Annotated in this window: 23 protein-coding genes; 15 read left to right on the top strand and 8 right to left on the bottom strand. The window is 68.5% G+C overall.

What is annotated here, in order from left to right; all coding sequences use genetic code 11:
- Positions 1-2 precede the first annotated feature (2 nt).
- The gene (locus Herbaro_RS11580; protein ID WP_275009781.1) at positions 3-980 is read right to left on the bottom strand and encodes an ABC transporter permease; all 978 of its coding nucleotides are present in this window, start codon (positions 978-980) and stop codon (positions 3-5) included.
- A gap of 9 nt (positions 981-989) precedes the next feature.
- Positions 990-2,588 carry an ABC transporter substrate-binding protein gene (locus Herbaro_RS11585; protein WP_275009782.1) on the bottom strand — a complete coding sequence of 533 codons (1,599 nt, stop codon included), beginning with the start codon at positions 2,586-2,588 and terminating at the stop codon, positions 990-992.
- A gap of 363 nt (positions 2,589-2,951) precedes the next feature.
- On the opposite strand from Herbaro_RS11585, the gene Herbaro_RS11590 reads away from it, so the two are divergent.
- From Herbaro_RS11590 to Herbaro_RS11610, 5 genes are all read left to right on the top strand, one after another.
- Positions 2,952-3,452 (top strand): rhodanese-like domain-containing protein, encoded by a 501-nt coding sequence (locus Herbaro_RS11590; RefSeq protein ID WP_275009783.1) that lies wholly within the window; start codon positions 2,952-2,954, stop codon positions 3,450-3,452.
- A 61-nt stretch (positions 3,453-3,513) separates the two neighbouring features.
- Positions 3,514-4,437 carry a serine O-acetyltransferase EpsC gene (gene epsC / locus Herbaro_RS11595; RefSeq protein WP_275009784.1) on the top strand — a complete coding sequence of 308 codons (924 nt, stop codon included), beginning with the start codon at positions 3,514-3,516 and terminating at the stop codon, positions 4,435-4,437.
- A gap of 11 nt (positions 4,438-4,448) precedes the next feature.
- Entirely contained in the window at positions 4,449-4,769 is a 321-nt protein-coding gene (locus tag Herbaro_RS11600) for a helix-turn-helix domain-containing protein (protein ID WP_275009785.1), read from the top strand.
- A 79-nt stretch (positions 4,770-4,848) separates the two neighbouring features.
- Positions 4,849-5,781 carry a family 2A encapsulin nanocompartment shell protein gene (locus Herbaro_RS11605; protein ID WP_275009786.1) on the top strand — a complete coding sequence of 311 codons (933 nt, stop codon included), beginning with the start codon at positions 4,849-4,851 and terminating at the stop codon, positions 5,779-5,781.
- A gap of 18 nt (positions 5,782-5,799) precedes the next feature.
- Positions 5,800-7,659, top strand: a complete 1,860-nt coding sequence (locus Herbaro_RS11610) for a family 2A encapsulin nanocompartment cargo protein cysteine desulfurase (RefSeq protein WP_275014004.1) — start codon at positions 5,800-5,802, stop codon at positions 7,657-7,659.
- Between the two features lie 68 nt (positions 7,660-7,727).
- Here the strand turns inward: Herbaro_RS11610 and Herbaro_RS11615 are convergent, their stop codons facing one another.
- The gene (locus tag Herbaro_RS11615; RefSeq protein WP_275009787.1) at positions 7,728-8,294 is read right to left on the bottom strand and encodes a DUF4865 family protein; all 567 of its coding nucleotides are present in this window, start codon (positions 8,292-8,294) and stop codon (positions 7,728-7,730) included.
- Between the two features lie 195 nt (positions 8,295-8,489).
- Between Herbaro_RS11615 and Herbaro_RS11620 the strand changes: the two genes are divergently transcribed.
- The 7 genes from Herbaro_RS11620 (at position 8,490) to Herbaro_RS11650 (ending at position 16,578) form a co-directional block, all read left to right on the top strand.
- On the top strand, positions 8,490-9,941 hold the full coding sequence (locus Herbaro_RS11620; RefSeq protein WP_275009788.1) for an FAD/NAD(P)-binding protein: 1,452 nt from the start codon (positions 8,490-8,492) through the stop codon (positions 9,939-9,941).
- A 9-nt stretch (positions 9,942-9,950) separates the two neighbouring features.
- Positions 9,951-11,285 (top strand): LLM class flavin-dependent oxidoreductase, encoded by a 1,335-nt coding sequence (locus Herbaro_RS11625; protein WP_275009789.1) that lies wholly within the window; start codon positions 9,951-9,953, stop codon positions 11,283-11,285.
- A 4-nt stretch (positions 11,286-11,289) separates the two neighbouring features.
- Positions 11,290-12,108, top strand: coding sequence for an HAD-IIB family hydrolase (locus Herbaro_RS11630; protein ID WP_275009790.1), 819 nt, complete (start codon positions 11,290-11,292; stop codon positions 12,106-12,108).
- Between the two features lie 163 nt (positions 12,109-12,271).
- Positions 12,272-13,096: an ABC transporter substrate-binding protein gene (locus tag Herbaro_RS11635; protein WP_275009791.1), complete on the top strand. Its 825-nt coding sequence runs from the start codon at positions 12,272-12,274 to the stop codon at positions 13,094-13,096.
- Positions 13,097-13,181: 85 nt separating this feature from the next.
- Positions 13,182-13,952, top strand: coding sequence for an amino acid ABC transporter permease (locus Herbaro_RS11640; RefSeq protein WP_275009792.1), 771 nt, complete (start codon positions 13,182-13,184; stop codon positions 13,950-13,952).
- Positions 13,952-14,704, top strand: coding sequence for an amino acid ABC transporter permease (locus Herbaro_RS11645; protein WP_275014005.1), 753 nt, complete (start codon positions 13,952-13,954; stop codon positions 14,702-14,704). The genes Herbaro_RS11640 and Herbaro_RS11645 overlap by 1 nt, the downstream gene beginning before the upstream one ends.
- Positions 14,705-14,820: 116 nt before the next feature.
- The gene (locus tag Herbaro_RS11650) at positions 14,821-16,578 is read left to right on the top strand and encodes a sensor domain-containing diguanylate cyclase (RefSeq protein ID WP_275009793.1); all 1,758 of its coding nucleotides are present in this window, start codon (positions 14,821-14,823) and stop codon (positions 16,576-16,578) included.
- Between the two features lie 16 nt (positions 16,579-16,594).
- Here Herbaro_RS11650 and Herbaro_RS11655 read toward each other — a convergent pair whose 3' ends face one another.
- From Herbaro_RS11655 to Herbaro_RS11665, 3 genes are all read right to left on the bottom strand, one after another.
- Positions 16,595-16,912: a hypothetical protein gene (locus tag Herbaro_RS11655; protein ID WP_275009794.1), complete on the bottom strand. Its 318-nt coding sequence runs from the start codon at positions 16,910-16,912 to the stop codon at positions 16,595-16,597.
- Positions 16,913-17,019: 107 nt separating this feature from the next.
- The gene (locus tag Herbaro_RS11660; RefSeq protein ID WP_275009795.1) at positions 17,020-18,990 is read right to left on the bottom strand and encodes an AsmA family protein; all 1,971 of its coding nucleotides are present in this window, start codon (positions 18,988-18,990) and stop codon (positions 17,020-17,022) included.
- A 164-nt stretch (positions 18,991-19,154) separates the two neighbouring features.
- On the bottom strand, positions 19,155-20,360 hold the full coding sequence (locus tag Herbaro_RS11665) for an MFS transporter (RefSeq protein WP_275009796.1): 1,206 nt from the start codon (positions 20,358-20,360) through the stop codon (positions 19,155-19,157).
- Between the two features lie 158 nt (positions 20,361-20,518).
- Between Herbaro_RS11665 and Herbaro_RS11670 the strand changes: the two genes are divergently transcribed.
- From Herbaro_RS11670 to Herbaro_RS11680, 3 genes are all read left to right on the top strand, one after another.
- On the top strand, positions 20,519-21,502 hold the full coding sequence (locus Herbaro_RS11670; RefSeq protein ID WP_275009797.1) for an AraC family transcriptional regulator: 984 nt from the start codon (positions 20,519-20,521) through the stop codon (positions 21,500-21,502).
- A gap of 115 nt (positions 21,503-21,617) precedes the next feature.
- Complete coding sequence (locus Herbaro_RS11675; RefSeq protein WP_275009798.1) at positions 21,618-22,859, top strand: multidrug effflux MFS transporter; 1,242 nt, start codon at positions 21,618-21,620, stop codon at positions 22,857-22,859.
- A gap of 329 nt (positions 22,860-23,188) precedes the next feature.
- Positions 23,189-23,371 carry a hypothetical protein gene (locus Herbaro_RS11680; RefSeq protein WP_275009799.1) on the top strand — a complete coding sequence of 61 codons (183 nt, stop codon included), beginning with the start codon at positions 23,189-23,191 and terminating at the stop codon, positions 23,369-23,371.
- 158 nt (positions 23,372-23,529) lie between these two features.
- On the opposite strand, the gene Herbaro_RS11685 is transcribed toward Herbaro_RS11680, so the two are convergent.
- Positions 23,530-24,219 carry an MBL fold metallo-hydrolase gene (locus Herbaro_RS11685; protein ID WP_275009800.1) on the bottom strand — a complete coding sequence of 230 codons (690 nt, stop codon included), beginning with the start codon at positions 24,217-24,219 and terminating at the stop codon, positions 23,530-23,532.
- Between the two features lie 68 nt (positions 24,220-24,287).
- Positions 24,288-26,696, bottom strand: a complete 2,409-nt coding sequence (locus tag Herbaro_RS11690; protein WP_275009801.1) for a DNA polymerase II — start codon at positions 26,694-26,696, stop codon at positions 24,288-24,290.
- Positions 26,697-26,705 lie beyond the last annotated feature (9 nt).

Here is a 26,705-nt window from a genome sequence, read left to right on the forward strand (position 1 = left end):
ACTCAATGGGTGCCCGCGATGCGCGGATCCAGGCGCGCATACAGCAGGTCGACCAGGAAATTGATGGCGATCACCAGCAGCGCCGAAACGAACACGATGCCCAGCAGCGTGTTGAGGTCGCGCTGCACCACCGACTCGTAGGCCAGGCGGCCCAGGCCGGGCAGCGCGAACACGGTCTCCACCACCACCGAGCCGCCCAGCATGGTGCCGGCTTGCAGCCCGATCAGCGTGACCATCGGCAAGAGCGCGTTGCGCAGCATGTGGCGCACCACCACGGCGGTCTCGCCCACGCCCTTGGCGCGCGCGGTGCGCACGAAGTCCTGGGTCGAGACCTCCAGCATCGAGGCGCGCATGATGCGCAGGTACACCGCCAGGAAGATCAGCGACAGCGTCACGGTCGGCAGCGTCAGGTGCCAGGCGATGTCGGCCACGCGCGCCAGCCCGTGCAGCGAGACGTCGATCGACTCGAAGCCGCCCGAGGGCAGCCAATCCAGCCAGATGGCGAACACGAAGATCCCCATCAGGCCGAACCAGAACGAGGGCGTGGCGTAGAACACCAGGCCCAGGGTCGAGATCAGGGTGTCGGGCCAGCGGTTGACGCGGCGCGCGGCCAGCACGCCGAAGGCCATGCCGACGGCGAAGGCGATCGCCAGCGACGAGCCCATCAGCAGCAAGGTGGCCGGCAGGCGCTCGGCGATCACCAGCGCCACCGGCTTGCCGTAGATGGCCGAGTGGCCGAGGTCGAGGTGGACCAGGCGCCACAGGTAGTCGCCCAGGCGCACCGAGACCGAGTCGTTCAGGCGATAGTACTCGCGCAGGTTGGCGATCATGGTGGCGTCGCCGCCGCCCATCTGCGCCACCAGCGCGTCCACGGTATCGCCCGGCGCCAGCTGCAGCAGCAGGAACAGCCCGGCCAGGATGATCAGCAAGGCCGGCAGCGCCGCCAGCAGGCGGCGTCCGGCCAGGGCAAACAGACGCATCGCGGTTCCTTATGCCTTCAGCCAGGTGTCGTGCCAGCTGCTGGACGGCCAGCGGGCGTTGTTGTGGCCGTTCTGCACGTTGCGGCTGACCACCGAATAGAACTCGCGCTCGGTCGCCATCCAGATCGGCAGGTCCTCGTTCACCGCCTTGACCCAGTCGGCGTACAGCGCGCGGCGCTTGGCCGGATCGATCTCGGTGGCGGCGTCGTCGATCAGCTTGTCGACCTTGTCGGACTTCCAGCCGTACTGGTTGGTCCACGGCGCGCCGGCCGGGCTGCCGGAGCGGTACCAGACGGTGGTCGAGACCGCCGGGTCGCCGCGGTACTGGTGCCAGCCGGTGGCGATGTCGAAGGCGGCGTCCTTGTAGACCGCGTTCAGGGCGCCGGCGATGTCGTACTGCACGATCTCGACCTTGATGCCCACCTGCTCCAGCGACTGCTGGACAAACGTGGCCAGCAGCGGCACGTCTTCGCCGTTCTGGATCGGCACCAGCTTGAGGGTGAAGCGCACGCCGCCCTTGCCGCGCTTGTAGCCGGCCTCGTCCAGCAGCGACTCGGCGCGCTTGGTGTCGAACGGATACGGCGGCTTGCTGCCCTTGGGGAAGAACGAGGAGCTCGACGGGATCGGACCGGTGGCCGGCTTGCCCAGGCCGTACAGGAAGTTATCGATGAAGAAGCCGATGTCGATCGCATGCACGATGGCGCGGCGCACGCGCACGTCGGACAGCTCCTTGCGGCGGAAGTTGAATTCCAGCGTGTTGTTGAAGACGTTGGCTTCCAGGCCCTTGCTGCGCACCTCGAACTTGGGGTTCTTGCGCAGGCGGTCGAGGTCGGCCAGCGACAGCTGGGAGTAGGCCGAGAGCTGGACCTGGCCGGTCTCCAGCGCGGCGGTGGCGGCCGACTTGTCGGTGATGATGCGCCAGACCACGCGATCCAGGTAAGGCAATCCCTTACGCCAGTAATTGGGATTGCGCTCGGCGATGATGTGCTGGCCGCGCTGGTATTCCACGAACCTGAACGGGCCGGTGCCGATGGGCGCGGTGTTGGCGGGGTTCTCCAGCACATTGGTCTTTTCGTAGACATGGCGCGGCACCACGTAGCCGAGGTCGGCCAGCGCGCGCAGCAGCAGGTCCAGCGGCATCGGGCGCTCGTAGCGGAACACCACGGTATGGGCGTCGGGCGTATCGACCGCGTGCAGGTAGAGCTGCAGCGCGGTGGCGAAGTTGAGCTGCTTCTTCCACAGCTCCAGCGCGTTGTACTGCACGTCCGACGAGGTGAAGGGCTTGCCGTCGTGCCATTTCACGCCTTCGCGCAGCTTGAAGGTGATGGTCTTGCCGTCGGCCGAGCTGGTCCAGGAAGTGGCCAGCTGCGGCACCGGCTTGCCGTCGGCGTCCAGGTCCACCAGCGATTCGATGATCTTGCTGGTGACGATGTAGACGCCGGTGGACGCGCGCAGCGACGGATTCAGGATGCGCTGCTCCGAGCCCAGGTGGACGTTGAGCACGCCGCCGCGGCGCGGCTCGGTCTGCGAGAAGGAGATGGTCGGCCAGGCCGCTGTGACCAGCAAGGCTCCGGTGGACAAAAGAAATTGCCGGCGGTTTGCGCTCATTGTTTTCCTGTGACGATGTTGGGGGATGAAGCAAGCGCGGAGGGTAAGGCAGGCGGCGACCGGGGAGGAAGGACCGATTTCGCATTTGCAAATGCGTTTGCCGTTGCGTGGCCGCGCGCTGAGAAAATCCAGGCGCGCCGCAACGGCGCAACGAATCGGTTTGCGCCTGGCCGGGCAGCCTTTGCGCGCCGCGGCCGGCGTCGGGGCATCGCCTTTCTTATGCGGTTTCCTTCTTTCAAACCTCCGTTTTATTCGTTCGCTTTATGCATGGCCGGTCTTAGAGTCTGGCCATGGGTTGCCGTCTATAGCCACCAAAACGGCGCGGCGACCGGCCATGCATCCACAGCAACAGGAGATCCGACAATGTCATCCGCAGCCCCCTTGAGCGCCGTTCCCGACAACCAGGCAGCCACCGCCGAACTGCCGCCGGAGCTGGCCGCGCTGCGCGCGCAGGCCGCCGCTTCCGGCCTGGGCTATGCCGGCGGCGTCGCGCCGCGCGCCGCCTGGGAACTGTTCTCCGCCGGGCTGGTGCGCATCGTCGACGTGCGCACCGCCGAGGAGCGCAAGTTCGTCGGCCACGTGCCTGGCACGCTGCACGTGGCCTGGGCCACCGGCACCTCGCTGTCGCGCAATCCGCGCTTCGTGCGCGAACTGGAGAGCAAGATCGGCGGCAAGGACGTGCCGGCGCTGCTGCTGTGCCGCAGCGGCAAGCGCTCGGCCGCCGCTGCAGAGGCGGCGACCAAGGCCGGCCTCACCTGTATTTTCAATGTGCTGGAGGGATTCGAAGGCGAGATCGACGAGTCGCAACAGCGCGGGAAAGCGGACGGCTGGCGCTTCCACGGCCTGCCCTGGATACAGGACTGAGGACTGAGGACTGACGCCTGCCCGCCGCCTGCCCGCCAACAAGAACATTCACGAGGACCACGTGGCCAATTTCGACATTCACCAGATCGTCCAGTCGCTGCATGAGGCGCGGCTGGACTGGCGCCTCTCGCAGCGGCGCAACAACGACTCCAACGGCCGCGAATTTCCCTCGCGCGACGCGCTGGGCAAGATCGTCGATGCGCTCAAGGGCGTGCTGTTCCCGATGCGGCTGGGGCCGCCCGACCTGCGCCAGGAGAGCGAAAACTTCCACGTCGCCCACGCGCTGGACGCGGCCCTGCACGGCCTGTTGGAGCAGGTGCGGCTGGAGCTGAAGTACAGCGCCAGCCTCAAGGGACGGCCCACGCCCAACCTGGACGAGGACGCGCTGTCCGTCACCCGCGCCTTCGGCGCCTCCCTGCCCGACATCCGCAGCCTGCTCGACACCGACGTGCTGGCCGCCTACCACGGCGACCCCGCCGCGCGCAGCGTGGATGAGGTGCTGCTGTGCTATCCCGGCACGCTGGCGATGATCCACTACCGCCTGGCGCACCGGCTCTACCAGCTCGGGCTGCCGCTGCTGGCGCGCATCATCGCCGAGCTGGCGCACGCCGCCACCGGCATCGACATCCACCCCGGCGCGCAGATCGGCTCGGGCTTCTTCATCGACCACGGCACCGGCGTGGTGATCGGCGAGACCGCGGTGATCGGCAACAACGTGCGCATCTACCAGGCGGTGACGCTGGGCGCCAAGCGCTTCCCCACCGATGCCCAGGGCAAGCTGGAAAAAGGCCTGGCGCGTCATCCCATCGTCGAGGACGACGTCGTCATCTATGCCGGCGCCACCATCCTGGGCCGCATCACGCTGGGCCGCGGCGCGGTGATCGGCGGCAATGTCTGGCTCACCCACGACGTGCCGGCCGGGGCCAACATCTCGCAGGCGGCCTCGCGCGAGGAAGCCCGCTCGCTGAGCGCGGCGGCGGCCTGAGCGGAGGCCGCATGGACATCCTCCCCGAACCGGCCAAGCCGCGCGCCGACGACGAAGCGCTCTCCAGCGCCCTGGTGCAAAGCTTCGGCATCGGCGTGCGCCAGCTGCGCCGCGCGCGCGGCTGGTCGCAGGAGCGGCTGGCCGAGAACTCCAACCTGAACCGCTCCTACATCGGCGAGATCGAGCGCGGCACCGCCATCGCCTCGCTGGTGACGGTGGAAAAGCTGGCCCATGCGCTGACCCTCTCGCCCTCGGCGCTGGTCACGCGCGGCGAGAGCATCAACCAGGAAAACCTGGTGCGCGGCCTCAAGTTGATGGCTATAGCATGTTGAGCCGGCAGCCCATGAGCCGCGACACTTTGCCCGTCGTTTCACCTGCAATTTTGCTTAACCTCACCTGATTGGAGTCCAGATGTCGGCAACTGTCGGCGGCACCACCGCACTCGGCGATAACGCAGCAAGGCAACTAGCCAATGCCACCAAGACCGCACCCCAGCTTGAGACCATCAGCCCGCGCTGGCTCACGCACCTGCTGCAATGGGTGCCGGTGGAAGCCGGCATCTATCGCCTCAACAAGGTGAAGAACCCGGAATCGATCAAGGTCACCTGCACCGCGCGCGAAGAAGAGAACCAGCTGCCGCGCACCTTCGTGGACTACGAGGAGCAGCCGCGCGAGTACTTCCTCAACGCGGTCTCGACCATCCTGGACGTGCATACCCGCGTCTCCGACCTGTACAGCAGCCCGCATGACCAGATCAAGGAACAGCTGCGCCTGACCATCGAGACCATCAAGGAAAACCAGGAAAGCGAACTGATCAACAACCCCGACTACGGCCTGCTGGCCCAGGTTACCGACGAGCAGCGCATCTTCCCGCTGACCGGCGCGCCCACCCCGGATGACCTCGACGAGCTGCTGACCAAGGTCTGGAAGGAGCCGGCCTTCTTCCTGGCGCACCCGCTGGCGATCGCCGCCTTCGGCCGCGAAGCCACGCGCCGCGGCACCCCGCCGCCCACCGTCAGCCTGTTCGGTTCGCAGTTCATCACCTGGCGCGGCGTGCCGCTGATCCCCTCCGACAAGGTGCCGGTGGCCGACGGCAAGAGCAAGATCCTGCTGCTGCGCGTGGGCGACAAGCGCCAGGGCGTGGTCGGCCTGTTCCAGCCGGGCCTGCCGGGCGAACAGAGCCCGGGCCTGTCGGTGCGCTTCATGGGCATCAACAACCATGCGATCTCGTCGTACCTGATCTCGCTGTATTGCTCGCTGGCGGTGCTGACCACCGACGCGCTGGCAGTGCTGGACGACGTCGAGATCAACAAGTACCACGACTATCCCGACACCTACAAATAAGAGGTCCGGCCAGTGAGCATCCTCTCCAACAACCCCGCCGCGCCGGAACCGGCCGGCGCGCCGTTCGACCCGGCGCTGCTGGCGCGCCTGGCGACCGAGCTGTTTGCGCAATCGCCCGGCGCCCCGCCGTTCGCGCCGCATGGCGCGCAGGCGCCGGTCAACCCGGCGCCGCCGGCCTCGCCCTTGTCCGGCCCGGCCGGACTGGGCCAGGGCGTGCCCGGCACCGCCATCCCGCAAGGGTTGGCGCCCGGGCTGAACCTGGCGCCGTCGTCGCCGCACCAGGTGCTGTCGCTGGGCAACCGCGCGCCAGCGCTGCTGCCTGCGGCGCAAGCCGGCAACGGCGTGCCCGACAAGCTGCTGTCATCGGCCCCGGCCTATGAGCCGCGCCTGGGCGGCGCCCTGACCGGCGCGCCGCAATCGTCGCCGGCGCCGGCGACCGGAACGGCGCCCGAGGCCGCTTATTACTTCCTCGATCGCGGCCATGGCCATCCCACGGCCGGCGCAGCGCCTGCGTCAGTCTCCGCCGCGCCGGCGGCATCCCCCGCGCCGCAGTATTACTTCGTGCACGCGATGGAACTGCCCAGCGGCTTCGTCACGCCGGCCAAGGGCGATCCGCACCCGACGCACGCGCCGGGCGGCGCGCGCCACGCCGCGCCCTTCGACGTGCAGGCGGTGCGGCGCGACTTCCCGATCCTGCAGGAGCGCGTCAACGGCCGCCAGCTGGTGTGGTTCGACAACGCCGCCACCACGCACAAGCCGCAGGCGGTGATCGACCGCATCAGCGAGTTCTATCGCCGCGAGAACTCCAACATCCACCGCGCCGCGCATGAGCTGGCGGCGCGCGCCACCGACGCCTACGAGGGAGCGCGCGAACGCGTGCGCGGCTTCATCAACGCGCCGGACGTGAACGAGGTGATCTTCGTGCGCGGCACCACCGAGGCCATCAACCTGGTGGCAAAGAGCTGGGGCGGCAAGCACGTGGGCGCGGGCGACGAGATCGTCGTCTCGCACCTGGAGCACCACGCCAACATCGTGCCCTGGCAGCAGCTGGCGGCCGAGAAAGGCGCGAAGCTGCGCGTGATCCCGGTGGACGATTCGGGCCAGGTGCTGCTGGACGAGTACGCCAAGCTGCTCAACGAGCGCACCAGGATCGTGGCCGTCACCCAGGTCTCCAACGCGCTGGGCACGGTCACGCCGGTCAGGGAGATCGTCGAGATGGCGCACCGCGCCGGCGCCCTGGCGCTGGTGGACGGCGCGCAATCGGTGTCGCACATGCGCACCGACGTGCAGGCGCTGGGCGCGGACTTCTTCGTGTTCTCCGGCCACAAGGTGTTCGGCCCGACCGGCATCGGCGTGGTCTGGGGCAAGCGCGCGGTGCTGGAAGACATGCCGCCGTGGCAAGGCGGCGGCAACATGATCGCCGACGTCACCTTCGAGAAGACCGTGTTCCAGCCCTTGCCCAACACCTTCGAGGCCGGCACCGGCAACATCGCCGACGCCGTCGGGCTGGGCGCGGCGATCGACTATGTCAACCGCATCGGCATCGAGAACATCGCCAGCTACGAGCACGCCCTGCTGGAATACGGCATGCAGAAGCTGGGCGAGATCCCGGGCCTGCGGCTGATCGGCACCGCGGCGCACAAGGCCAGCGTGATGTCCTTCGTGCTGGACGGCTACAGCACCGAGGAGGTCGGCCGCGCGCTGAACCGGGAAGGCATCGCGGTGCGTACCGGCCACCACTGCGCGCAACCCATCCTGCGCCGCTTCGGGGTGGAAACCACGGTGCGGCCGTCGCTGGCGTTCTACAACACCTTCGACGAGATCGACCGCCTGGTGACGGTGGTGCGCGGCTTGTCGGCCCAGCGCGGACGACGCTGAAGAGGCTCGGCAAGCGGAGAACGGCCGCGATGTGCAGACATCGCGGCCGTTTTTTCATGGCGCGGCGCTCAGCCCGGCAACTCGTCCAGCAAGGGACGGGCCAGGTACAGCACCTGGTAGGCGACGCTGTCGGGCGGCGCCTCCAGTGCGCCTTCCGACAGCTGCACGCGCGTGATGCGCCATTGCCGCACGTCGACCCCGACCGCCGCCGCCACCACGGCCGGCCTGGACGCCGCCTCCTGGTTGCGCGCGGCCTCGGCCGCCAGCACCTCGGCCAGGTCGGCCTCGCGTGGAATATCGATGTCCTGGCGATAGGCGAAGCGGGCGACGCGTCCCTGGCCGCGGCGGGCGTCGAGCGCGAAGCGCGTATCGATGGCGGGCCGGCCGAAACTGTCGATCACGGAACGAAAGCGGCCGGAGATGAAGGACGCAAATGCCTCCTCCTTGCGCCACAGGTAGAGCGAGGAGTAACTGTGCCCGGTGGCGCCATGGCGGCCCGACTCGCGCAGCAGGAAGGCCTTGAAGTAAAGCTCCGGGACGTCGTCCCAGAGCCGGCCGCGCTGCGCGGCGCGGCTGCGGATGATGCCGAGGTCGTAGTCGGCGGGAAGGCGGTGTTCGTAATGGGCGATAAGCATGGCGCGGCTTTCGGGTTGTTGTTGGAGGCCCCAACTTAGCCCGCGCGCGCTTGCCTGGACAGGGCGCCGTCGTTATTTCTGCGATCAGTTTTCCACATGATCGGAAAGTGCATAAGCACAGAAGAATTCAGCGCAACGCAGGCCTTGCTCCTGCCTTATGCTCGGGCAGGACCGTCCCCTCTTTCCCTCATGAACATGACAGAACAGATCCCAGACATCGCCATCGTCGGCGGCGGCTTCGCCGGCGCGGTGACCGCCATCAAGCTGCTGCGCGCGGTCACCGCCGCGGGCGACGGCAGTGCGCCGCCGCTGTCGATCCGCATCATCGAGAGCCGCAACGAAGTCGGCCGCGGCATCGCCTACAGCACCGAGAACCCGGAACACATCGTCAACGGCCCGGCGCAGGCCTTCGGCCTGTATCCCGAGCAGCCGGCGCACCTGCCCGACTGGCTTGCCGCCAACGCCGCGCGGCACGGCTGGACGCCGCCCGAGGGCGTGGCCTTCGCCGATGCGTTTCCGCCGCGCTGGCTGTACGGCACCTATGTGCAGGACGAGCTCAAGGCGGCGCAGCGGGACGCCGGCCCGCAGGCCAGCGTGGAGTTCATCCAGGGCCGGGCGCTCGACCTGCGCGCCGGCGCGCACGGCTACGATCTCACGCTGGAGGATGGACGCCGCCTCGCGGCCCGGCGCGTGGTGCTGGCGCTGGGCCTGTTCCGCACCGCCGGCGAGGGCTTCTTCGCCACGCCGGCGCAGCGCCGCGATCTCGGCGAACGCTATATCGACGACGTCTGGAACGCCCGCGCCTGGGAGCAGGCCGGGCGCGACCAGGACATCCTCCTGATCGGCTCCAGCCTGACCGCGCTGGATGCGGCCCTGAACGCCGAGCGCGCCGGCTTCAGGGGCCGCTTCCACGCCCTCTCGCGGCGCGGCCTGCTGGTGCACCAGCGCCGGCAGCTGGCGCCCTGGCCGGGCCTGTTCGACGCCGACCGGCTGCCGTCAAGCCTGCGCGAACTGCTGCGCGCCACGCGCCACGCGCGCCGTGCGATCAAGGCGGCCGGAGCCGACTGGCAGCAGCTGCCGCCGGCCATCCGGCCGCATGTCCCGGCGCTGTGGGCCAGGGCCGGCAACGCCGACCGCCAGCGTTTCCTGCGGCATATCCGGCCGTTCTGGGAGATCTCCCTGCACCGCGCCGGCCCCGAGTCGGGCAAGCGGCTCGACGGCCTGGTCGGCTCGGGCCGCCTGCGGCAGCTGACCGGGCGCATACGTTCGCTGCGCGCGGCCGGCGACAAGGTCGCCGTGGAATGGACGCCGCGCGGCGAGGACACCGTCCAGACCCTGTTGGTGGACCGCGTGGCCAATGCGGCCGGCTACGAGTTCGACTGGCTGCGCATCGAGGATCCGCTGGTGCGCGCCCTGCTGGCGCGCAAGCTGGTGCGTCCGCACGCCACCGGTTTCGGCATCGATGCCGATCCCGCCACCGGCGAAGTGCGCGCTGCCGCCATCGCCCATCCCGGCACGCTGTATGCCGTCGGCCATCCGATGCGCGGCGCGGTGTGGGAGTCCAACGCCATCTCCGAGCAGGTGGCCGGCGCCGGCAACACCGCCCAGGCGCTGGCCCTCCAGCTGCAAACCGCCGATACCCTGTAAATCGCTTCCATGCCAGATACCCGTTCACAACTCGCGCTCGGCGCCTTCCTGATGCAGACCGGCCACCACATCGCCGGCTGGCGCCATCCCGGCGCCCAGGCCGACGCCGGCAGCAACTTCGCGCACTACGTCAAGCTCGCCCGCCAGGCCGAAGAGGCCAAGTTCGACGCCATCTTCATCTCCGACTCGGTGGGCGTGCGCAACCGCGACATCGCCTCGCTCTCGCGCACCGCGCGCTCCGACCAGTTCGAGCCGCTCACGCTGCTCTCGGCGCTGGCGGCGGTGACCGAGCGCATCGGCCTGATCGCCACCGCCTCGACCTCCTTCAACGAGCCCTACAACATCGCCCGCAAGTTCGCCTCGCTGGACCAGATCAGCGGCGGCCGCGCCGGCTGGAACCTGGTGACCTCCAGCGGCGACGGCGAGGCCGAGAACTTCAACCTGCTCAAGCATATCGACCACGCGCTGCGCTACGAGCGCGCGGCCGAGTTCCACCAGGTGGTGACCGGCCTGTGGGACAGCTGGGAGGATGACGCCTTCCTGCGCGACAAGGAGAGCGGCCAGTACTTCGATCCGGCCAAGCTGCATGTGCTGAACCACAAGGGCAAGCACTTCTCGGTGCGCGGGCCGCTGAACGTCTCGCGCTCGCCGCAGGGGCAGCCGGTGATCGTGCAGGCCGGCGCCTCCGAGGCCGGGCGCGACCTGGCCGCGCGCACCGCCGAGGTGGTGTTCGTGGCGCACCAGACATTCGACGAGGCGCGCGGCTTCTACGCCGACCTCAAGGGCCGCGCGGCGGCCTACGGGCGCGCGGCCGGCGAGATCAGGATCATGCCGGGCATCTTCCCGGTGGTGGCGCCCACGCGCGCCGAGGCCGAAGAGAAATTCCGGCGCCTGCAGGAGCTCATTCCCACCGTGGTGGGCGTGGGGCTGCTGTCGCAGCTGGTGGGCTTCGACCTCGCGCCCTTCCCGGTGGACGGCCCCTTGCCGGAGCTGCCGCCGACCAACGGCGCCAAGAGCCGCCAGCAGCTGATGGTGGACCTGGCGCGACGCGACGGCCTGTCGATCCGCCAGACCTACCTGCGCATCGCCGGCGCGCGCGGCCACCTGCAGGTGGTCGGCTCGGTGAGCGAGATCGCCGACCTGATGGAATCGTGGTTCCGGGACGGCGGCGCCGACGGCTTCAACATCATGTCGCCGGCGCATCCGGCCGGACTGGGCGACTTCATCGAGCTGCTGCTGCCGGAACTGCGCCGGCGCGGTCTGTTCCGCAGCGAATATGAAGGCCGCACGCTGCGCGAGCACCTGGGCTTGCGCCGGCCCGGGCATCGCGCCGCGGCCGCCTGACCCGATGCGGCCCCTGGCCCAACGGCCGAGCGCGACCTTCGCCGGCGTGCGCTTCGTGCTGACCGACATGGACGAGACCCTGACCTTCCGTGGACGCCTGGGCGCGTCCACCTATCAGGCATTGGAACAACTGCAGCAGGCCGGGATCCGGGTGATCCCGGTTACCGCCGCGCCGGCCGGCTGGTGCGACCAGATGGCGCGCATGTGGCCGGTGGATGGCGTGATCGGCGAAAACGGCGGCTTCTTCTTCCGGCTCGACGGCGCGCATGGCCTGGCGCGCCATTTCTGGCACGGCCAATACGCCCCGGCAGTCATGCAGCAGTTGCGCGACAAGGGCGACATCCTCCTGCGCCGCATCCCCGCCGCCAGGCTGGCCGACGACCAGCCGTTCCGGCTGGCCAGCCTGGCCTTCTCGCGCAGCGGCGATGCCGGGCAGGATCGGGAACTGGCCGCGGCCATGCGCGAGGCCGGCCTCGACGTCACGGTGAACAACCTGTGGGTGCTGGGCTGGATAGGCGGCTACGACAAGCTGGCCGCGGCGCGCAAGGCGCTGGAAGAAGAGTACGCGATCGACGACGCGCAGGCGCAGCAGGTGCTGGCCTACAGCGGCGATTCGATCAACGACGCGCCGATGTTCGCGCGCTACCGGCATACGGTGGGCGTCTCCACCGTCAGGGAGTGCCTGGCCGAATTGCCGAAGGCGCCGGCCTGGATCACCGAGGGGCCGGGCGGCGCGGGCTTCGTCGAGTTCGCGCAGGCGATCCTGCTCGATCGCGGCGCGCAGGCCGGCGCCGATTTTCCGCATATTCAAAGCCGGAAATAGTCGTTCCCGATCCGCTTCCCGCTTCCTATACTCGCTCCCATTTGGTGCATGCCATGCGCCAGATCGCACCGCCCGCGCCTGCGCATCGTCACGAGTGCCACGAGCTCTGCGGGCGTCGCGGCGGCCTGCGTTCCGGAACCCACAACAACAAGGAAAACACTTCATGAAACTGCATGCTTCATTCACCCCGCTGGCCATGACCCTGGCCCTGGCGCTGGTCTCGGGCGCGGCCCATGCCGACAAGCTGGACGACATCAAGAAGGCCGGCGTGCTGCGCGTGGCGGCCTTCGACGGCAATCCGCCGTTCGGCTACGTCGACGGCGCCAGCAAGAAGATCGTCGGCCTGGACATCGACTACGCCAACGAACTGGGCAAGAAGCTGGGCGTGAAGGTCGAGATCGTGCCGACCAATCCGGCCAACCGCATCCCGCTGCTGACTTCCAACAAGGTCGACCTGGTGTTCGCCAACTTCACCATCACCGAAGACCGCGCCAAGGTGATCGACTTCAGCATCCCCTACATCGCCTCGGGCCAGCAGTTCCTGGCCAGGAAGGGCGTGCTCAAGGGCGCCGAGGACATCAGGAAGGTGCGCGTGGGCACCGACAAGGGCACCACCATGGAGACCACGCTGCGCGAGAAGTATCCCGACACCAAGGTGGTGCTGTACGACGACACCCCGCTGGGCCTGGCCGCCCTGCGCAACGGCAACATCCAGGCTTTCAGCCAGGACGGCACCAAGCTGACCGCGATCCTGGCCACGCTGCCGGACAAGGAGAAGTACGAGATCCCGCCCTTCGCCATCTCTGAGGAATATGAAGGCGTCGGCGTGCCCAAGGGCGAGACGCGCCTGGTGGGCTTCCTCAACGACTGGCTGCGCGAGCTGGAGAAGAACGGCACCGCCCAGCAGATCTACGACAAGTGGTTCGGCCCGCAGAGCGCGCAGCCGCTGCCGCGCCTGTTCAAGATCGGCGACAGCAAGCTGAGCTAGAAGTAAACCGCCCTTCCCGGCAAGGCCAGCGGCCGGCATCGCGCCGGCCGCTGGCTTTTGTCTTTCCTGCCTGCCTCCTGCCATCATGTTCGAGCACTTCGCCTCCCTGCTTTCCGGGCCGCTGTTTTCCGGTCCTGTCCTCGCGCCCAAGTACCTGCTCTGGATGTGGCGCGGCTTCCTCACCACCTTGTGGCTGACCGCGCTGGCGGCCCTGCTCGCCACCTTGCTGGGCATGCTGCTGGCGGCGGCGCGCTCCGGCGGGATCCGGGCGCTGCAGCTGCCGGCCATGGCCTACACCTCGCTGTTTCGCAATACGCCGCTGCTGGTGCAGTTGCTGTTCTGGTATTTCGGCGTGCCCAGCTTCTTCCCGGAAGGCGCAATGGACTGGCTCAACGGCGAGCACGCGCTGCCGCTCTTCGGGCCGCTGGCGCTGCACTGGCCCTCTTTCGAGTTCCTGGCCGCGCTGTGCGGGCTGGTGTGCTATTCCACCGCCTACGTCAGCGAGGAGATCCGCGCCGGCATGCGCGGCGTGCCGCCGGGTCAGGCGCTGGCGGGCGCCGCCATCGGCATGGCGCGCTGGCAGGTGCTGCGTCACATCGTGCTGCCGCAGGCGATCCGCCTGACCTTGCCTTCGCTGCTGGGCCAATACATGAACATCCTCAAGAACACCTCGCTGACCATGGGCATCGGCCTGGCCGAGCTGTCCTACACCTCGCGCCAGGTGGAGTCGGAAACCTTCCTGGCCTTCCAGGCCTTCGGCGTGGCCACGCTGCTCTACATCGGCGCCATCGCCGTGATCGAGGCGGCGGGTCACCTCCATCTGCGCGCGCGCCGCTTGCGCCAGGGGAGGACATGATGGATCTCGCCATCCTGCTGGACAACCTGCCCTACCTGCTGTGGGGAAACTACCCCGACGGCCCGCTCGGCGGCGCCGCGCTCACGCTGCTGCTGGCGGCCGGTTCGGCGCTGCTGTCGGCGCTGCTGGGCCTGGCGCTGGGCATCCCGCTGGCCGTCGGCGCCGGCGCCTGGCACCGGCTGCTGTTGCTGGTTCTGGGATTCTTGCGCGCCATTCCGGTGCTGATGCTGATCTTCTGGACCTACTTCCTGCTGCCCATCGCCTTCGGCATCGACGTGCCGGGCGTGCTCTCGGTGATGCTGGCGCTGTCGCTGGTGAGCGGCGCCTACCTGGCGCATTCGGTGGCGGCCGGCATCGCCGGCGTCAGCCAGGGCCAGTGGGAGGCCGGCATGTCGCTGGGCCTGCCGCGGCTGGCGGTGCTGCGCCATATCGTGCTGCCGCAGGCGCTGCAGATCATGCTGCCGTCCTTCGTCAACCAATGGGTCACGCTGGTCAAGGACAGTTCGCTGGCCTATATCGTCGGCGTGGGCGAGTTGTCGTTCGTGGCGGCCCAGGTCAACAGCCGGCTGATGGTGCATCCGGCGGAAGTGTTCCTGTGCGTGGGCGTGCTGTACTTCATCCTGTGCTCGGCCCTGGAACAGTTCGCGCTGTGGGTGGGCCGCTGCTTTCATCCGGAGCGCATCGCGCTGCGCGCCGGTCGCGCCGAAGCGGCGGCCGCCGCGTTGCCTGCCCGGCCCGGCCTGCAACCCTGAGGCCGCACCCTTCATTTTGTCGCCGTCGCTGCCGATAACGGGCAGAGACGGCGACGCCACGAACGCCGTCCTGCCGCCGCCAGAACAACAGCCGCAACACAAGCGCAAGGAAGGCAATGATCCAGATTCTCCGTTCTTCATCCTCGCTGGCCAGGGTGCTGGTGCTGCCGTTCGTGGTCCTCATCATCGTCTTGTCCCTGCTCATAGGAATGCTGTCCTATTCGGCAGGAAGCCGCGCCGTGGTGTCGGTGGCCGAGCAGATGCTGAACCAGACCGCCGACCGCATCGCCCTGACCGTGCAGCGGCACGTGGACGGCGCCACCGAAGTGCTGGAGTCGGCGCTGCCGCGCGACATGCCGGTGGCCGCCGACGTCAGCGCCGATCTCGACGGCTTGCGCGCGCGCTTCTGGAGCGCCACCTCGATGCATCCGGGCCTGAGCAACTATGTCTTCTACGGCAACAGCCAGGGCGACTTCGTCGGCCTGTTCCGGCATGGCGCGGGCGAAGCCGAATTGCGCGTCAAGCTGGCCGCGCAGGATTACCGCAGCGCCTATTCGGTGCAGGGCATCCGCGGCCCGCTGGGCATGCCCAAGAACGACGACACCGACTTCGATCCGCGCGCGCGGCCGTGGTACGTGGCCGCCCGCAGCACCGGGCGCGAGGCCTGGAGCGAGATCTACATCAACTATTGGGATCGCGACCTGGTGATCACCCGCTCGCGCCAGGTGCTGGGAATGGACGGCCGCTTCGAGGGCGTGGTGGCGGCCGACGTCTCGCTCAAGGCGCTCAACGATTTCATCGGCGACCTGCACATCAGCTCGCGCGGCGTGGCCTTCGTGATGGAAACCAACGGCGACCTGATCGCCGCCTCCGACGGCAACAGCATCCATGTCGATGGCTCCGGCGGCATCGGCCGGCTGCGCGCGGCCGACAGCGAAAACGCCACGGTGCGCAACATCTACGGCACGCTGCAGGCGCACCTGGCCGAGGAACAACTGCTCGGCGGCACCCGGCGCACCTTCACCTTTATCCGGCCCGATGGCGAAACGATCTACGCCGCCTACTCCTGGGTGCGCGACAACGCCGGGCTGTCGTGGGTGACCGTGGTGGCGGTGCCGCGCAGCGACATCCTCGGCGCGCTCGACCGCAACGTGCGCTGGACCCTGCTGATTTCCGTGGTGACGGTGATCATTGCCCTGCTGGTGGGCCTGAGCGTGGTGCGCTGGGTGGTGCGCGACGTGCGCCGGCTCTCGCGCGCGGCCGCGCAGATCGGCAAGGGCCAGATGAACGTGGCGCTGAAGATCGAGCGCAGCGACGAGATCGGCCAGCTGGCGCGCAGCTTCATGGACATGCAGGCCGAGCTCAATACCGACAAGCTGACCGGCGTGACCAGCCGGGCCGCCCTGCTGCGCTACCTGGATGCGGCGGTCAACAAGCGCGGCCGGCGCGCCGGCGAGCTGTTCTCGCAATTTACGCTGATGTTCATCGACCTGAATCGCTTCAAGGCCATCAACGACACGCTGGGCCACGACTACGGCGACCTGACGCTGATCGAGGTCGGCCAGCGCCTGCGCGGCATCGTGCGCGAGGACGACATCGTGGCGCGCTTCGGCGGTGATGAATTCGTGCTGGTGTTCTGGGGCATCGCCACGGCCGGGTTCGCCGCCCGGGTCAGGGAGAAGATCGACCGCGCGCTGGCGCCGCCGCTGCAGTGCCTGCGCGAGGTAAAGGGGGCCGAAGGCATGACGGTGGGCGCGTCGCTCGGGGCGGCGTTCTATCCGCGGGACGGCAAGGATGTGGAGACCCTGATCAAGCTGGCCGACCAGGGCATGTACGAAGACAAGGCAGCCGGACGCGCCGCGCCGGGCCGCTGAGCCCGGCGCGGGCGGGTCAGCGGTTGGGATCGCCGTCCGGGCTCACGGTGTTGCCGTATTCGTCTTCGTCGGCGTCTTCGGCGCCGCCGATGTTGAGCTCCTTGCCGATTTCTTCCTCATCGGTGCCGCTGACGCGATCCAGGCCGATGCTCTCCTCATCCAGCGAGTGCGGCGCGTGGCGCTCCTCGCGCCGGCGCAGCTGGCTGGCGTCCGCCGGCGCGTCGGCATCGTCCTGGTCGGGCTGCGCATCGTCGTTGAGCAGGCGGTCGGCCTGCGCCTCGGGCAGCGTAGTGGCGTGCGAGGGTGTGTCGTCCAGCGTGCTGTGCTTGGCCATGATGTGCTCCTCGGTCGGGTTGCGATGCCCAGCAGCATGCGCGCCTCCAGTGCCGAGCCGTATCGGCGTGACACCCTTGCCGGCGTGGGGATCCGCTGTCAGCCTTGTCAGCGCTTGTGCGTGAGCGGCGCGCGGCAGTCGTCGGGAATGTCCTCGCCGGGGGTGATCAGGGGCGCCAACGCCGCCAGCGGCGCCACCAGCGCCAACGCCGCGGCGGCGCCGGCCCGGGCGGCCAGCGACCCGCCCTCGGCGCCGACCACCGGATGGCTGAAGCTGCCCGTCACCGACAGCGGCGTGCGCAGCGACAGCACGCGCAGGCGCTTGGTATGCGGATGGATGCTCAGGTCCAGCGCTTCGCGCGCCAGGTCGATGCGGCCGCCTACCTCGATCAGGGCGTCCTCGGTATTGAGCTCGAACCTGCGCAGCTCCGCCTGTCCCTTGGCGACGCGCACATCGGCCACGGCGCAGTGCAATCGCACCTGCTTGTCCCGGTAGAACTTCGCGAACACGGCATCGGCCAGGTTGAGCCCGGCGGCCTCCAGGATGAACTTGCTGATCGACCCCTCGCTGATGCGGGCGTCGAGCTTGCCGTCGGCCGTGCCCAGCATGGCGCCGATGGAGTTGCCGGCGCCGGCCAGTTCGACGCTGCCGTCGAGCTGGCCGAAGCTGGCCTGCAGCGCGCCCAGGCCTGGGAACAGCTGCTTGACCTGCAAGCCATGCGCGGCCAGCCGCAGGCGCGCGCCGATCAGGTCTTGCCGCCCGTCCAGCAGCAGCGCGCCCTCGGCCCGGCCGCCGGCCATCGAGAAGCGCAGCGGATCGAAGCTGAGCACCCGGTCCTTGAGCCGGATCTCGGCGCGCGCATCCTGCCAGATCGCCTTGGGCAGCAGCGCAAAACGATCGCCGGAGAAGCTGATCTCGGCGTCCAGCGCGTCCCAGCGCTGTGGTTCGAACGGGTGCGCCGGCAGCAACTTGCCGCCCCTGCTGCCCTTGCCGCCCTCCTGGTTGGGCGGCACCAGGTCCGCCAGCCGCAGCAGCCGCGAATGCACCGTGGTGCGCAGCTGCGGCTTGCCCTGGCCGCGCAGGTAGCGGGCGTCGCCGGCGAAGTCGCTCTCGCCCACCGTGCCGGTGAAGCGCTCGTAGCGCCAATCCCACGTCGGCGGCTTGCCGCCGGCGCGGATGATGGCCAGTTGGCCTTGCGTGCGGAACGCGCGCGATGGCGGCAGCAGCACGCCGGTGGCGGGGTAGAGGTCGGCCAGCGTGGCGCCGGAGAGCTTCAGGTTTAGGTCGGCCCGCGCCAGCCGGTGCGGATTGGTGAGGGTGCCGTCGATGGCGGCGCGCACGCGGCCGATCTCGCCCTCGGCGCGCAGGGGATAGAGCGCGCCGTCGTTGAGCAAATCGAGCAAGGGGCCGCCCTGCGCCCTGGCGCTGAGCTGGGCCTGGTTGTAGCGTCCGCTGATGGCGCCCGCGATGGCAAAGTCGGGCGTGCCGTCCTTGAGCGCGCCTTGCGGCTTGCCGGGCAAGGGCGAGATGTCGAAGGCCAGGTCCATCTTCAGCGGCAGGTCGACATAGCGCACCTTGGCGCGCTCGAACTCCAGGCGGCGGATGTCATAGGACCAGGCCGGCTCCTCGGCTTGCGAGAAGCGCCAGTTCTTGCGCCGGTCGGAAGCGCGCTCCATCACCAGCTCAACGCCTTGCAGGCGCAGGTCGGTGATGAGCCAGTGCTTGCGCAGCAGCTGCAGCGGTGAAAATGTGAGGGCCACCGAATCGGCGCGGGCCAGCAGCGGCCCGCTGGTGGACCAGTCGGTATTGGCAATGGCGACCTGGCGCGCGCTGAGCGCCAGGCGCGGCAGCCAGCGCGTATCGCCGGACTCGCTGTCCGGCCCGCGCGACCAGCCCAGCCGCAGCTCGCCGTCCACGCTCACGCGCCGCTCCAGCACTGCCGAGAGCCGCGCCAGCACCCAGGGCTTGGCCAGGTTCCAGTCGAGCAACTGCACGGCCAGCGCCAGGGCAGCCAGCGCCGCCAGCAGCCCTCCGGCGACCAGCAGCGGCCACCGCAGCCATCGCAGCCGATGATGCATCCACGCCTCCGTATCCGTTTTCCTTGTGCTTATTGTCGGCGATCCGCAGCAGCTGTGGACGCGTTGAGCTCAAGATCAGCAGTATCGGATACGGCGGCCGGCCCAGCTATAGGAAAGGCGGCAGTCCGGCTGTAGGGCTTGCGGCAGCCGCCCGGCCCGGCGGCTCAGGCGCGTGCCGGACGCGGGCCGTAGCGCAGCGTCAGCAAGGTGCCAAGGGTCAGCGTGACGGTGGCGAAGATGGTGCCGCCCAGCGCGCCGACCTGGTCCACCAGCACGCCGCCGCCGATGGCGCCGCTGGCGATGGCGATCTGGAACGCCGCCACCAGCAGGCCGCCCGCGCCTTCGGCGTGGTCCGGCGCGGCGCGCACGATCCAGGTCTGGAAGCCGACCGGGAAGGCGCCGAAGGCGAAGCCCCACAGCGCGATCGAGATCGCCGCCACCGTGGGCGAGGAACCGGCCACCCACAGGGTGGCGGCCAGCGCCGCGATCAGCGCGCCGCCGGCCACGATGGCCAGGCGCTCGCTGCGCTCGGCGATGAAGCCGCCGACGAAGTTGCCGATGAAGCCGCCCACGCCGTAGCCCAGCAGCACCGCCGAGATGGCCGATACCGTCAGGTGCGTGACGTGTTCCATCAGCGGACGGATATAGGTGAAGCCGGCGAAGTGGCCGGAGATCACCAGCAGCACCGCCAGCAAGGCCACGCGCACGTCGCCGCGGCCCAGCAGGTGGAACAGCACGGACAGGCTGGGGTTGTCCTTGGGCGGCAGCTTGGGAATGGCGAACACCTGCGCCACCAGGGTGATTACGCTCACCACGCCGGCGGCGACGAAGGCGCTGCGCCAGCCCCACAGGTTGCCCATGTAGGCGCCGATCGGCGCGGCGCAGACGGTGGCGATCGAGACCCCGGCCAGGATCACCGACATGGCGCGCGCAAAGACCTGCTCCGGCACCATGCGCATGGCCAGCGCCGCCGCCATCGACCAGAAACCGCCGAGCGCGATGCCCAGCATCACGCGCGACACCAGGAGCACCGGCAGGTTGGTGGCCGACACCGCGAGCGCATTGGAGATGATCAGCAGCAGCGTGAGCGCGATGATCACGCGCTTGCGGTCGAAGTTGCGGGTGAGCACCGGGATGGTCGGCGCGGCGATGGCGCCGACGATGGCGGTGGCCGTCACCGCCTGGCCTGCGGCGCCATCGGTCACGCCGAGGTCGGTGGACATGGCGGTCAGCAGGCTGGCCGGCAGGAACTCCGCCGTGACCAGGCCGAACACGCCCAGCGCCAGGCTGGCGATGCCGCCCCAGTTGGCGTGGGACACAGAGGATATCGATTGCGAGCCGGCGGAACCGGCGGGGGAAGCTTCAAGCATGGCGTCTTTCCGGGAGGAAATCAAAAATGATCGGGAATGCGGAGATGTGGCAGTGTAGGCGCAAGAGCCTGGACTTTCCATGCCTATAACGCTTATTCTCATGACTATTCGTCCGAAGCTTGAAACCCAGGCCCGAACATGAGCAAGGAGAACCCGCCATGAACGCCAACGACATCCGCAACCTGCCCCAGGTGCCGGATATGCCCGACACCCTCACCGACATCCTGCTCGGCCTGCGCCTGGATGGCGTCGAATACGGCCGCTGCGTGATGCGCGAGCCCTGGGCCATCGCCTTCCATCCCAAGCCTGAGGCCAGCTTCCATTTCGTCGCCCAGGGCGGCTGCTGGATGCGCACCCAGTCCACCGACTGGATGCAGCTCAACCCCGGCGACGCCCTGCTGCTGCCGCGCAGCACCTTCCATGTGCTGGCCAGTTCGCCCGACGTGCCGTGCGTGGATATCGAGGCGCTGGCCCGCCAGCCGGTGTCGGAAAACCTGTTCCTGGTCAACGGCGCCGGCGGCGACAGCCTGCTGGCCGACACCGCCGGGCCGCCCTCGCAAGTGCTGTTCTGCGGTTCGATGCGCTTCAACCTGGATCCGCTGCATCCGCTGCTGGCGATGATGCCCGACGTCATGCGCGCCTGCGACCTGGGCCAGCGCGATCCGGCGGTGCTGGCCATGCTGGAGGCCATGGAGCGCGAGATCGAACTCAACCGCATCGGCGCCTGCGGCATCCTGGCCCGCCTGGCCGACGTGCTGGCCGCCAGCATCATCCGCGCGTGGGTGGAATGCGCCTGCTCGGACGCCACCGGCTGGATCGCTGCGGTGCGCTGCCCGCAGATCGGCCGGGTGCTGGCCGCGGTGCACAAACAGCCCGAGCGCGAATGGTCGGTGGCCGAACTGGCCGAGGTCATGGGCGCCTCGCGCTCCAGCTTCATCGAGAAGTTTTCCAGCACCGTGGGCGAGACGCCGGCCAAGTACGTGGCGCGCGTGAAGATGTTCCAGGCGCGCCACTGGATCGCGCGCGAAGGCATGCGCGTGGCGGTGGTCGCCAGCCGCCTGGGCTACGACTCGGAGGCTTCGTTCAGCCGCGCCTTCAAGCGCATCATCGGGCATCCGCCCAGCGAGGCGCGCATGGGTTGAGGCGGCCGCGGCGGCGGTGCGGCGCGTTGGTTTGGGGCGCCGCCAGCAGGAATCCCGACAACTCGGCACAATAGCGTCCTTTGCACCGCGTCATCCACGCCATCCGCCGCCCCTCATGAGCTCCACCGCCAAACATCCGCCCAATCATCCGCGCTTCCTGCTGTTCCTGGTCTGCGCCTTCGCTTCCGCCGGCCAGCTCGCCATCGACATCTACGTGCCGGCGCTGCCCACCATGGCGCACTTCTACCAGACCTCGCCGCAGGCGATCCAGTCCAGCGTGACCAGCTACCTGTTCGCCTACGCCATCGGCCAACTGGTGTTCGGTCCGCTGGCCGACGCCTACGGCCGCAAGCGCGTGCTGCAGGCCGGGCTGGCGCTGTTCACGCTGGGCTGCGTGCTGTCGCTGGCGGCCACCAACCTGGAAACCTTCGTCGGCGCGCGCGTGCTGCAAGGCTTCGGCATCGCCGCCACCAACCTGCTGGCCAAGGCCATCATCGCCGACTCCTTCGCCGGCATGGCGCTGGTGCATGCCTTCACCTACATGTCGATCGCCTGGGGCCTGGCGCCGATCATCGCGCCGGTGATCGGCGCCCACCTGCAGGAGGCCTTCGGCTGGCGCTCCTGCCTGATCTTCCTGCTGGTCTATTCCTTCGGCATGTGGGCCGTGCTGTGGCGCTACCGCGAGACGCTGGCGCGCCCGGTGCGCCTGCATCCGCAGACGCTGATGAAGAACGCCCGCCTGGTGCTGGCCAGCCCGGTGTTCCAGAGCTGCTTCCTGGCGCAGGGCTTGTGCTACAGCATCCTGCTGGTGTTCAACATCGTCGGCCCGTTCATGGTGCAGAACACGCTGCACCTGCCGCCGACCGCCTTCGGCTACCTGGCGCTGGCCATCGGCCTGATGTATTTCCTGGGCGGCATCTCCAACCGCATCCAGCACCCGCGCCTGCCGAGCGCCGAGCAGCGCCTGCGCATCGGGGCGCGGGTGATGACCGGCGCCGCCGTCGCCATGCTGGCGCTGGCCCTGACCGTGGGCCTGCAGGTGTGGACGCTGACTGCCCCGGTGCTGGTGATGGGCCTGTGCGCCGGCGCCATGTACCCGACGCTGATGGCCAAGGGCAACTCCATCTTCCCGCACATCGCCGGGCTGACCAGCGCCATCCTCGGCTTCGCGCTGCTGGTGGTGTCCTCGATCATGATGGGACTGGCCGGGTTCGTCTCCATCCACAGCCTGACGCCGCTGGCGCTGTTCTTCGTGATCGTCGGCTTCACCGTCATCGCCATGGTCGGCAAGCTGTTGCACCACCTCAAGCAGCCGGCCGCCATCCCGGCGCGCGCGGGCGCCGCCGAACAGAGCTGAACGACGGCTGCCGGCCAGCCGGCACACAAAGAAAAGGCCGCGCGACCCGCGGCCTTTTCTTTGTGTGCCGACGCCGTTGCGGCGCCGAGACAGGCGCCCGTAAAAGCCCGAGAAATACATCATCTTCGCTCACGTGAGCATGCGCGGGCCAATGAAAGCGGGCACAATTGGCACCTGGGGATTACTTGCGACGGAAACTGTTTTTGAGGGAAAACAATTTCCGGATGTTGCCGGACCGGCACATCAGAAAAATCCTGATATTCGGTCAACTGTATGGGGAATAGGATGGCGCCATCGAATCAACCTTGGCCATCCTTCACGAGGGAAAAATGAACATCTTCCAGTCTTTGATGCACTACGGCTCCTACGCACTGGCTTTCTACGCCCTGTACGTGGTGGCGGGTTCGCTGGCTTTCGGCTACTACATCTGGCGCCGCGTCTACAGCGGCGCCCCGGCCAAGCCGGTGACGGTCGCCCGCAACCTGCGCGACGGCGATTCGCACCTGGGCTGAGCCTCCTCCCCGCGCCTGACTTCGATCACCCGCCAGGCAGCGGCGCGCAATGAACGGCAATACCGGCCGACAGCCGGCGCCGGCTGCGCATGCCAGACACAAAAAAGGGCCGGATTCCGTTGAATCCGGCCCTTTCCATTTCCACGTTCTTAACGCCCTCAATGCGGCAAGCCGAGGTTGCGGTTGGCCGGCACCGCCACGTCCATGAGCCGCGGCGGTGGCAATTTCAGGTTGTTCATCAATTCCACGAAGTCGTCCAGCGAGCGGCCGGACAACCGGCTGTTGTGGCGCTTCTCCCAACCGATGGTCGACACCGAGCGGCTCTTGTAGTCGTGCGCCGGCCACAGCAACGTCTCATCGGGCAACGAGAACAGGCGCTCGGTGACGCTGCGGTACAAGGCCTCGGCGCTGCCGCTCTGGAAATCGGTGCGGCCGCAGCCGTCGATGAGCAGGGTATCGCCCGAGAACAGGTTGCCGCGCCACAGGTAGCACATGCTGCCGGCGGTGTGGCCGGGCGTATGGATGACCTGGATCTCCTCGTCTCGTCCGAAACGCAGCGTGTCGCCATGGTTGAGCTGCACGTCCGCCGGCGCGATGCCGCAACCGCTGGGCGCGGCGGTCCGGGCGCCGGTCAGCTGGCACAGGCGGCCGGCCGAGGTCACGTGGTCGGCATGGTTGTGGGTTTCCAGGATACAGGCCAGGCGCAGGCCGAGCCGCTCCAGGTGCGCCAGGTCGCGTTCGCAGTGCTGGTCGACCGGGTCGATCAGCGCCGCCTCGCCATCGGCGGCGAGGATGTAGGTGTAGGTGCTCGACTCGGGATCGAAGAGCTGGATGGGCAGTGAGTGCATGGAACCTCCGGGACGCGCCGCGGGAAGACGGATACGGTACAGGCGCCAGCATACGCCTTTCCCTTACTTCAGAACAAGGTTTGCTGGCGCGAGGTGATGCCGGCGAAGCTGTCGCCGACGAAGGCCAGGATGGCGTCGGCCACCGGCGCCAGCTGGCGCTCCAGGTAGTGCTCGTAGTCGATGGCGGCGCTGCGTTTTTCCAGCGGTTCGGGGCCGGCCGCGGTCATCACATAGTTGATCCAGCCGCCCTGCTGGTATTGCAGCGGCCGGCCGTCTTCCCGGTTGACCTCGTCGGCCATGCGCGCCGCCCGCACGTGCGGCGGCACGTTCTTCTCATAGTGATCGAGCTGGCGCCGCAGGCGCTTGCGATAGACCAGCTGCTCGTCCAGCTTGCCGGCCAGGAGGTCGGCCACGTAGCCGGCGATGTAGTCGCGGTACGGCTGCTTGCGGAAGATGCGCAGGTACAGCTCCTGCTGGAACTGCTGGGCCAGCGGCGTCCAGTCGGTGCGCACCGTCTCCAGGCCCTTGTAGGTCACCTTGTCCTCGCCGGCGGCGGTGCGCACGTAGCCGGCGTAGCGCTTCTTGCTGCCGATGTCGGCGCCGCGCACGCTGGGCATGAGGAAGCGCTGGTAGTGCACTTCGAACTGCAGCTCCAGCGCGCTCTCCAGCCCGTATTCGCTCGCCAGCCGCTGGCGCCACCAGGCGTTGATGCCGTCCACCAGCGCCAGGCCGATGGCGCGCGCCTCGTCGTCGCCATGGGCGCGCTTGAGCCAGACGAAGGTGGAGTCGGTGTCGCCGTAGATGACCTCATAGCCCTGCTCCTCGATCAGCTCGCGCGTGCGGTGCATGATCTCGTGCCCGCGCCGCGTGATCGACGAGGCCAGGCGCGAATCGAAGAAGCGGCAGACGGTCGAGCCCAGCACGCCGTAGAAAGAGTTCATGATGATCTTCAGCGCCTGCTGCAGCGGCTTGTCGCCGCGCCGCTTGGCCGCTTCCCGGCTCTGCCAGATCTGTTCGATGATGGCCGGCAGGCTGTGGCTGCGGCGCGAAAAGCGCGCGCCGTTGAAGCCGGGCACGGTGTCGGCCTCGGGCTCGTTCAAGGTGCCGTCCACCAGTCCCACCGGATCGATCAGGAAGCTGCGGATGATGCTTGGATACAGGCTCTTGTAGTCCAGCACGATCACCGAGTCGTACAGTCCCGAGCGTGAATCCATGACGAAGCCGCCCGGGCTGGCGATGGCTTCGGCGTCGCCCAGGTTGGGCGCCACATAGCCCTTGCGGTGCATCTGCGGCATGTAAAGGTGGGTGAAGGCCGCCACCGAGCCGCCGCTGCGGTCGGCCTGCAGGCCGGTGACGCTGGCGCGTTCGAGCAGGAATTCAAGGATCTCGGTCCTGGCGAAGATGCGCGTGACCAATTCGCAGTCCTTGAGATTGTAGGTGGCCAGCGCCGCGCGGTCCTCGGCGAACATGCGGTCGATCTCGTCCATGCGCTGGTAGGGCGTGGCGATCGCCTTGCCCTCGCCCAGCAGCGACTGCGCCACGTTCTCCAGGCTGAACGAGGGGAAATTCCAGAACGCCTGCCGCAGGCTCTCGATACCGTCGATCATCAGCCGGCCCGGCGCCGTCACCAGCATGTGGTTGGCGCGAAAGCCGTGCTCGCGCCACTCCAGCGGCCGGCCGGCGCGCCCCAGGCGCAGCGTGGTCTGGTATTTCTCGGCTTGCTTGCGCAGCACGTTGAGGTCGAACTGGATCAGGTTCCAGCCGATCACGGCGTCCGGGTCGTGGCGCGCCATCCAGTCGTTCAGCGCCTCGATCAGGGCCTTGCGCGAGTCGACGAAATGCAAATCGAAATCCACCGCATCGACCGCCCCGCTGCCCGGCGCCAGCGCATAGACCGTGCGCTGGCCGCAGCCCTCGATGGCGATCGAATAGAGCTCGCCATGCCAGCTGGTCTCGATGTCCAGCGAGGCCAGCTTCAGCGTCGGTCGATAGGCCTCGATGGGCCGGATGCGCGCATCCTCCAGCACGCCGTCGGCGCCGGGCGTGCCGGAGAAGGCCAGCGGCGCGTTGATGAAGCGCTCCATCAGGTAGCGCTCGGGCGGCCGCACGTCGGCCTCATAGACCGCGATGCCGGCTTGCAGCAGTTGCTTCTCCATCTTCAGGAGCTTGCGGTACTGGCGCGCGTAGAGGCCCATCACGGGGCGTTGGCTGAAGTCCTTGAGATTGTCCAGCGCGCGCAGTTCGAAAGAGGCGTCGCCGCGCAGCAGCGCCTCGGCGCGCTCGCGGTCCGCCTGCGGCAGGAAGGCCACCGCCTGCTGCGGCGGCAGGCGCAGGCATTGCGGGCCGTCGTCGGTGGCCAGCCACAGCTCGATCTCGACGCCGGCGGGCGTGTCGCGCCAGTGGCGGCTGAGGATGAATCCCCGTCGCTCGCCCTGGCGCAACTCGTCTGTCCTGCCGCTGTCTTGCCTGCCCTGCATTGCCCGCTC

The sequence above is a fragment of the Herbaspirillum sp. WKF16 genome (assembly GCF_028993615.1).
Taxonomy (GTDB): Bacteria; Pseudomonadota; Gammaproteobacteria; order Burkholderiales; family Burkholderiaceae_D; genus Herbaspirillum.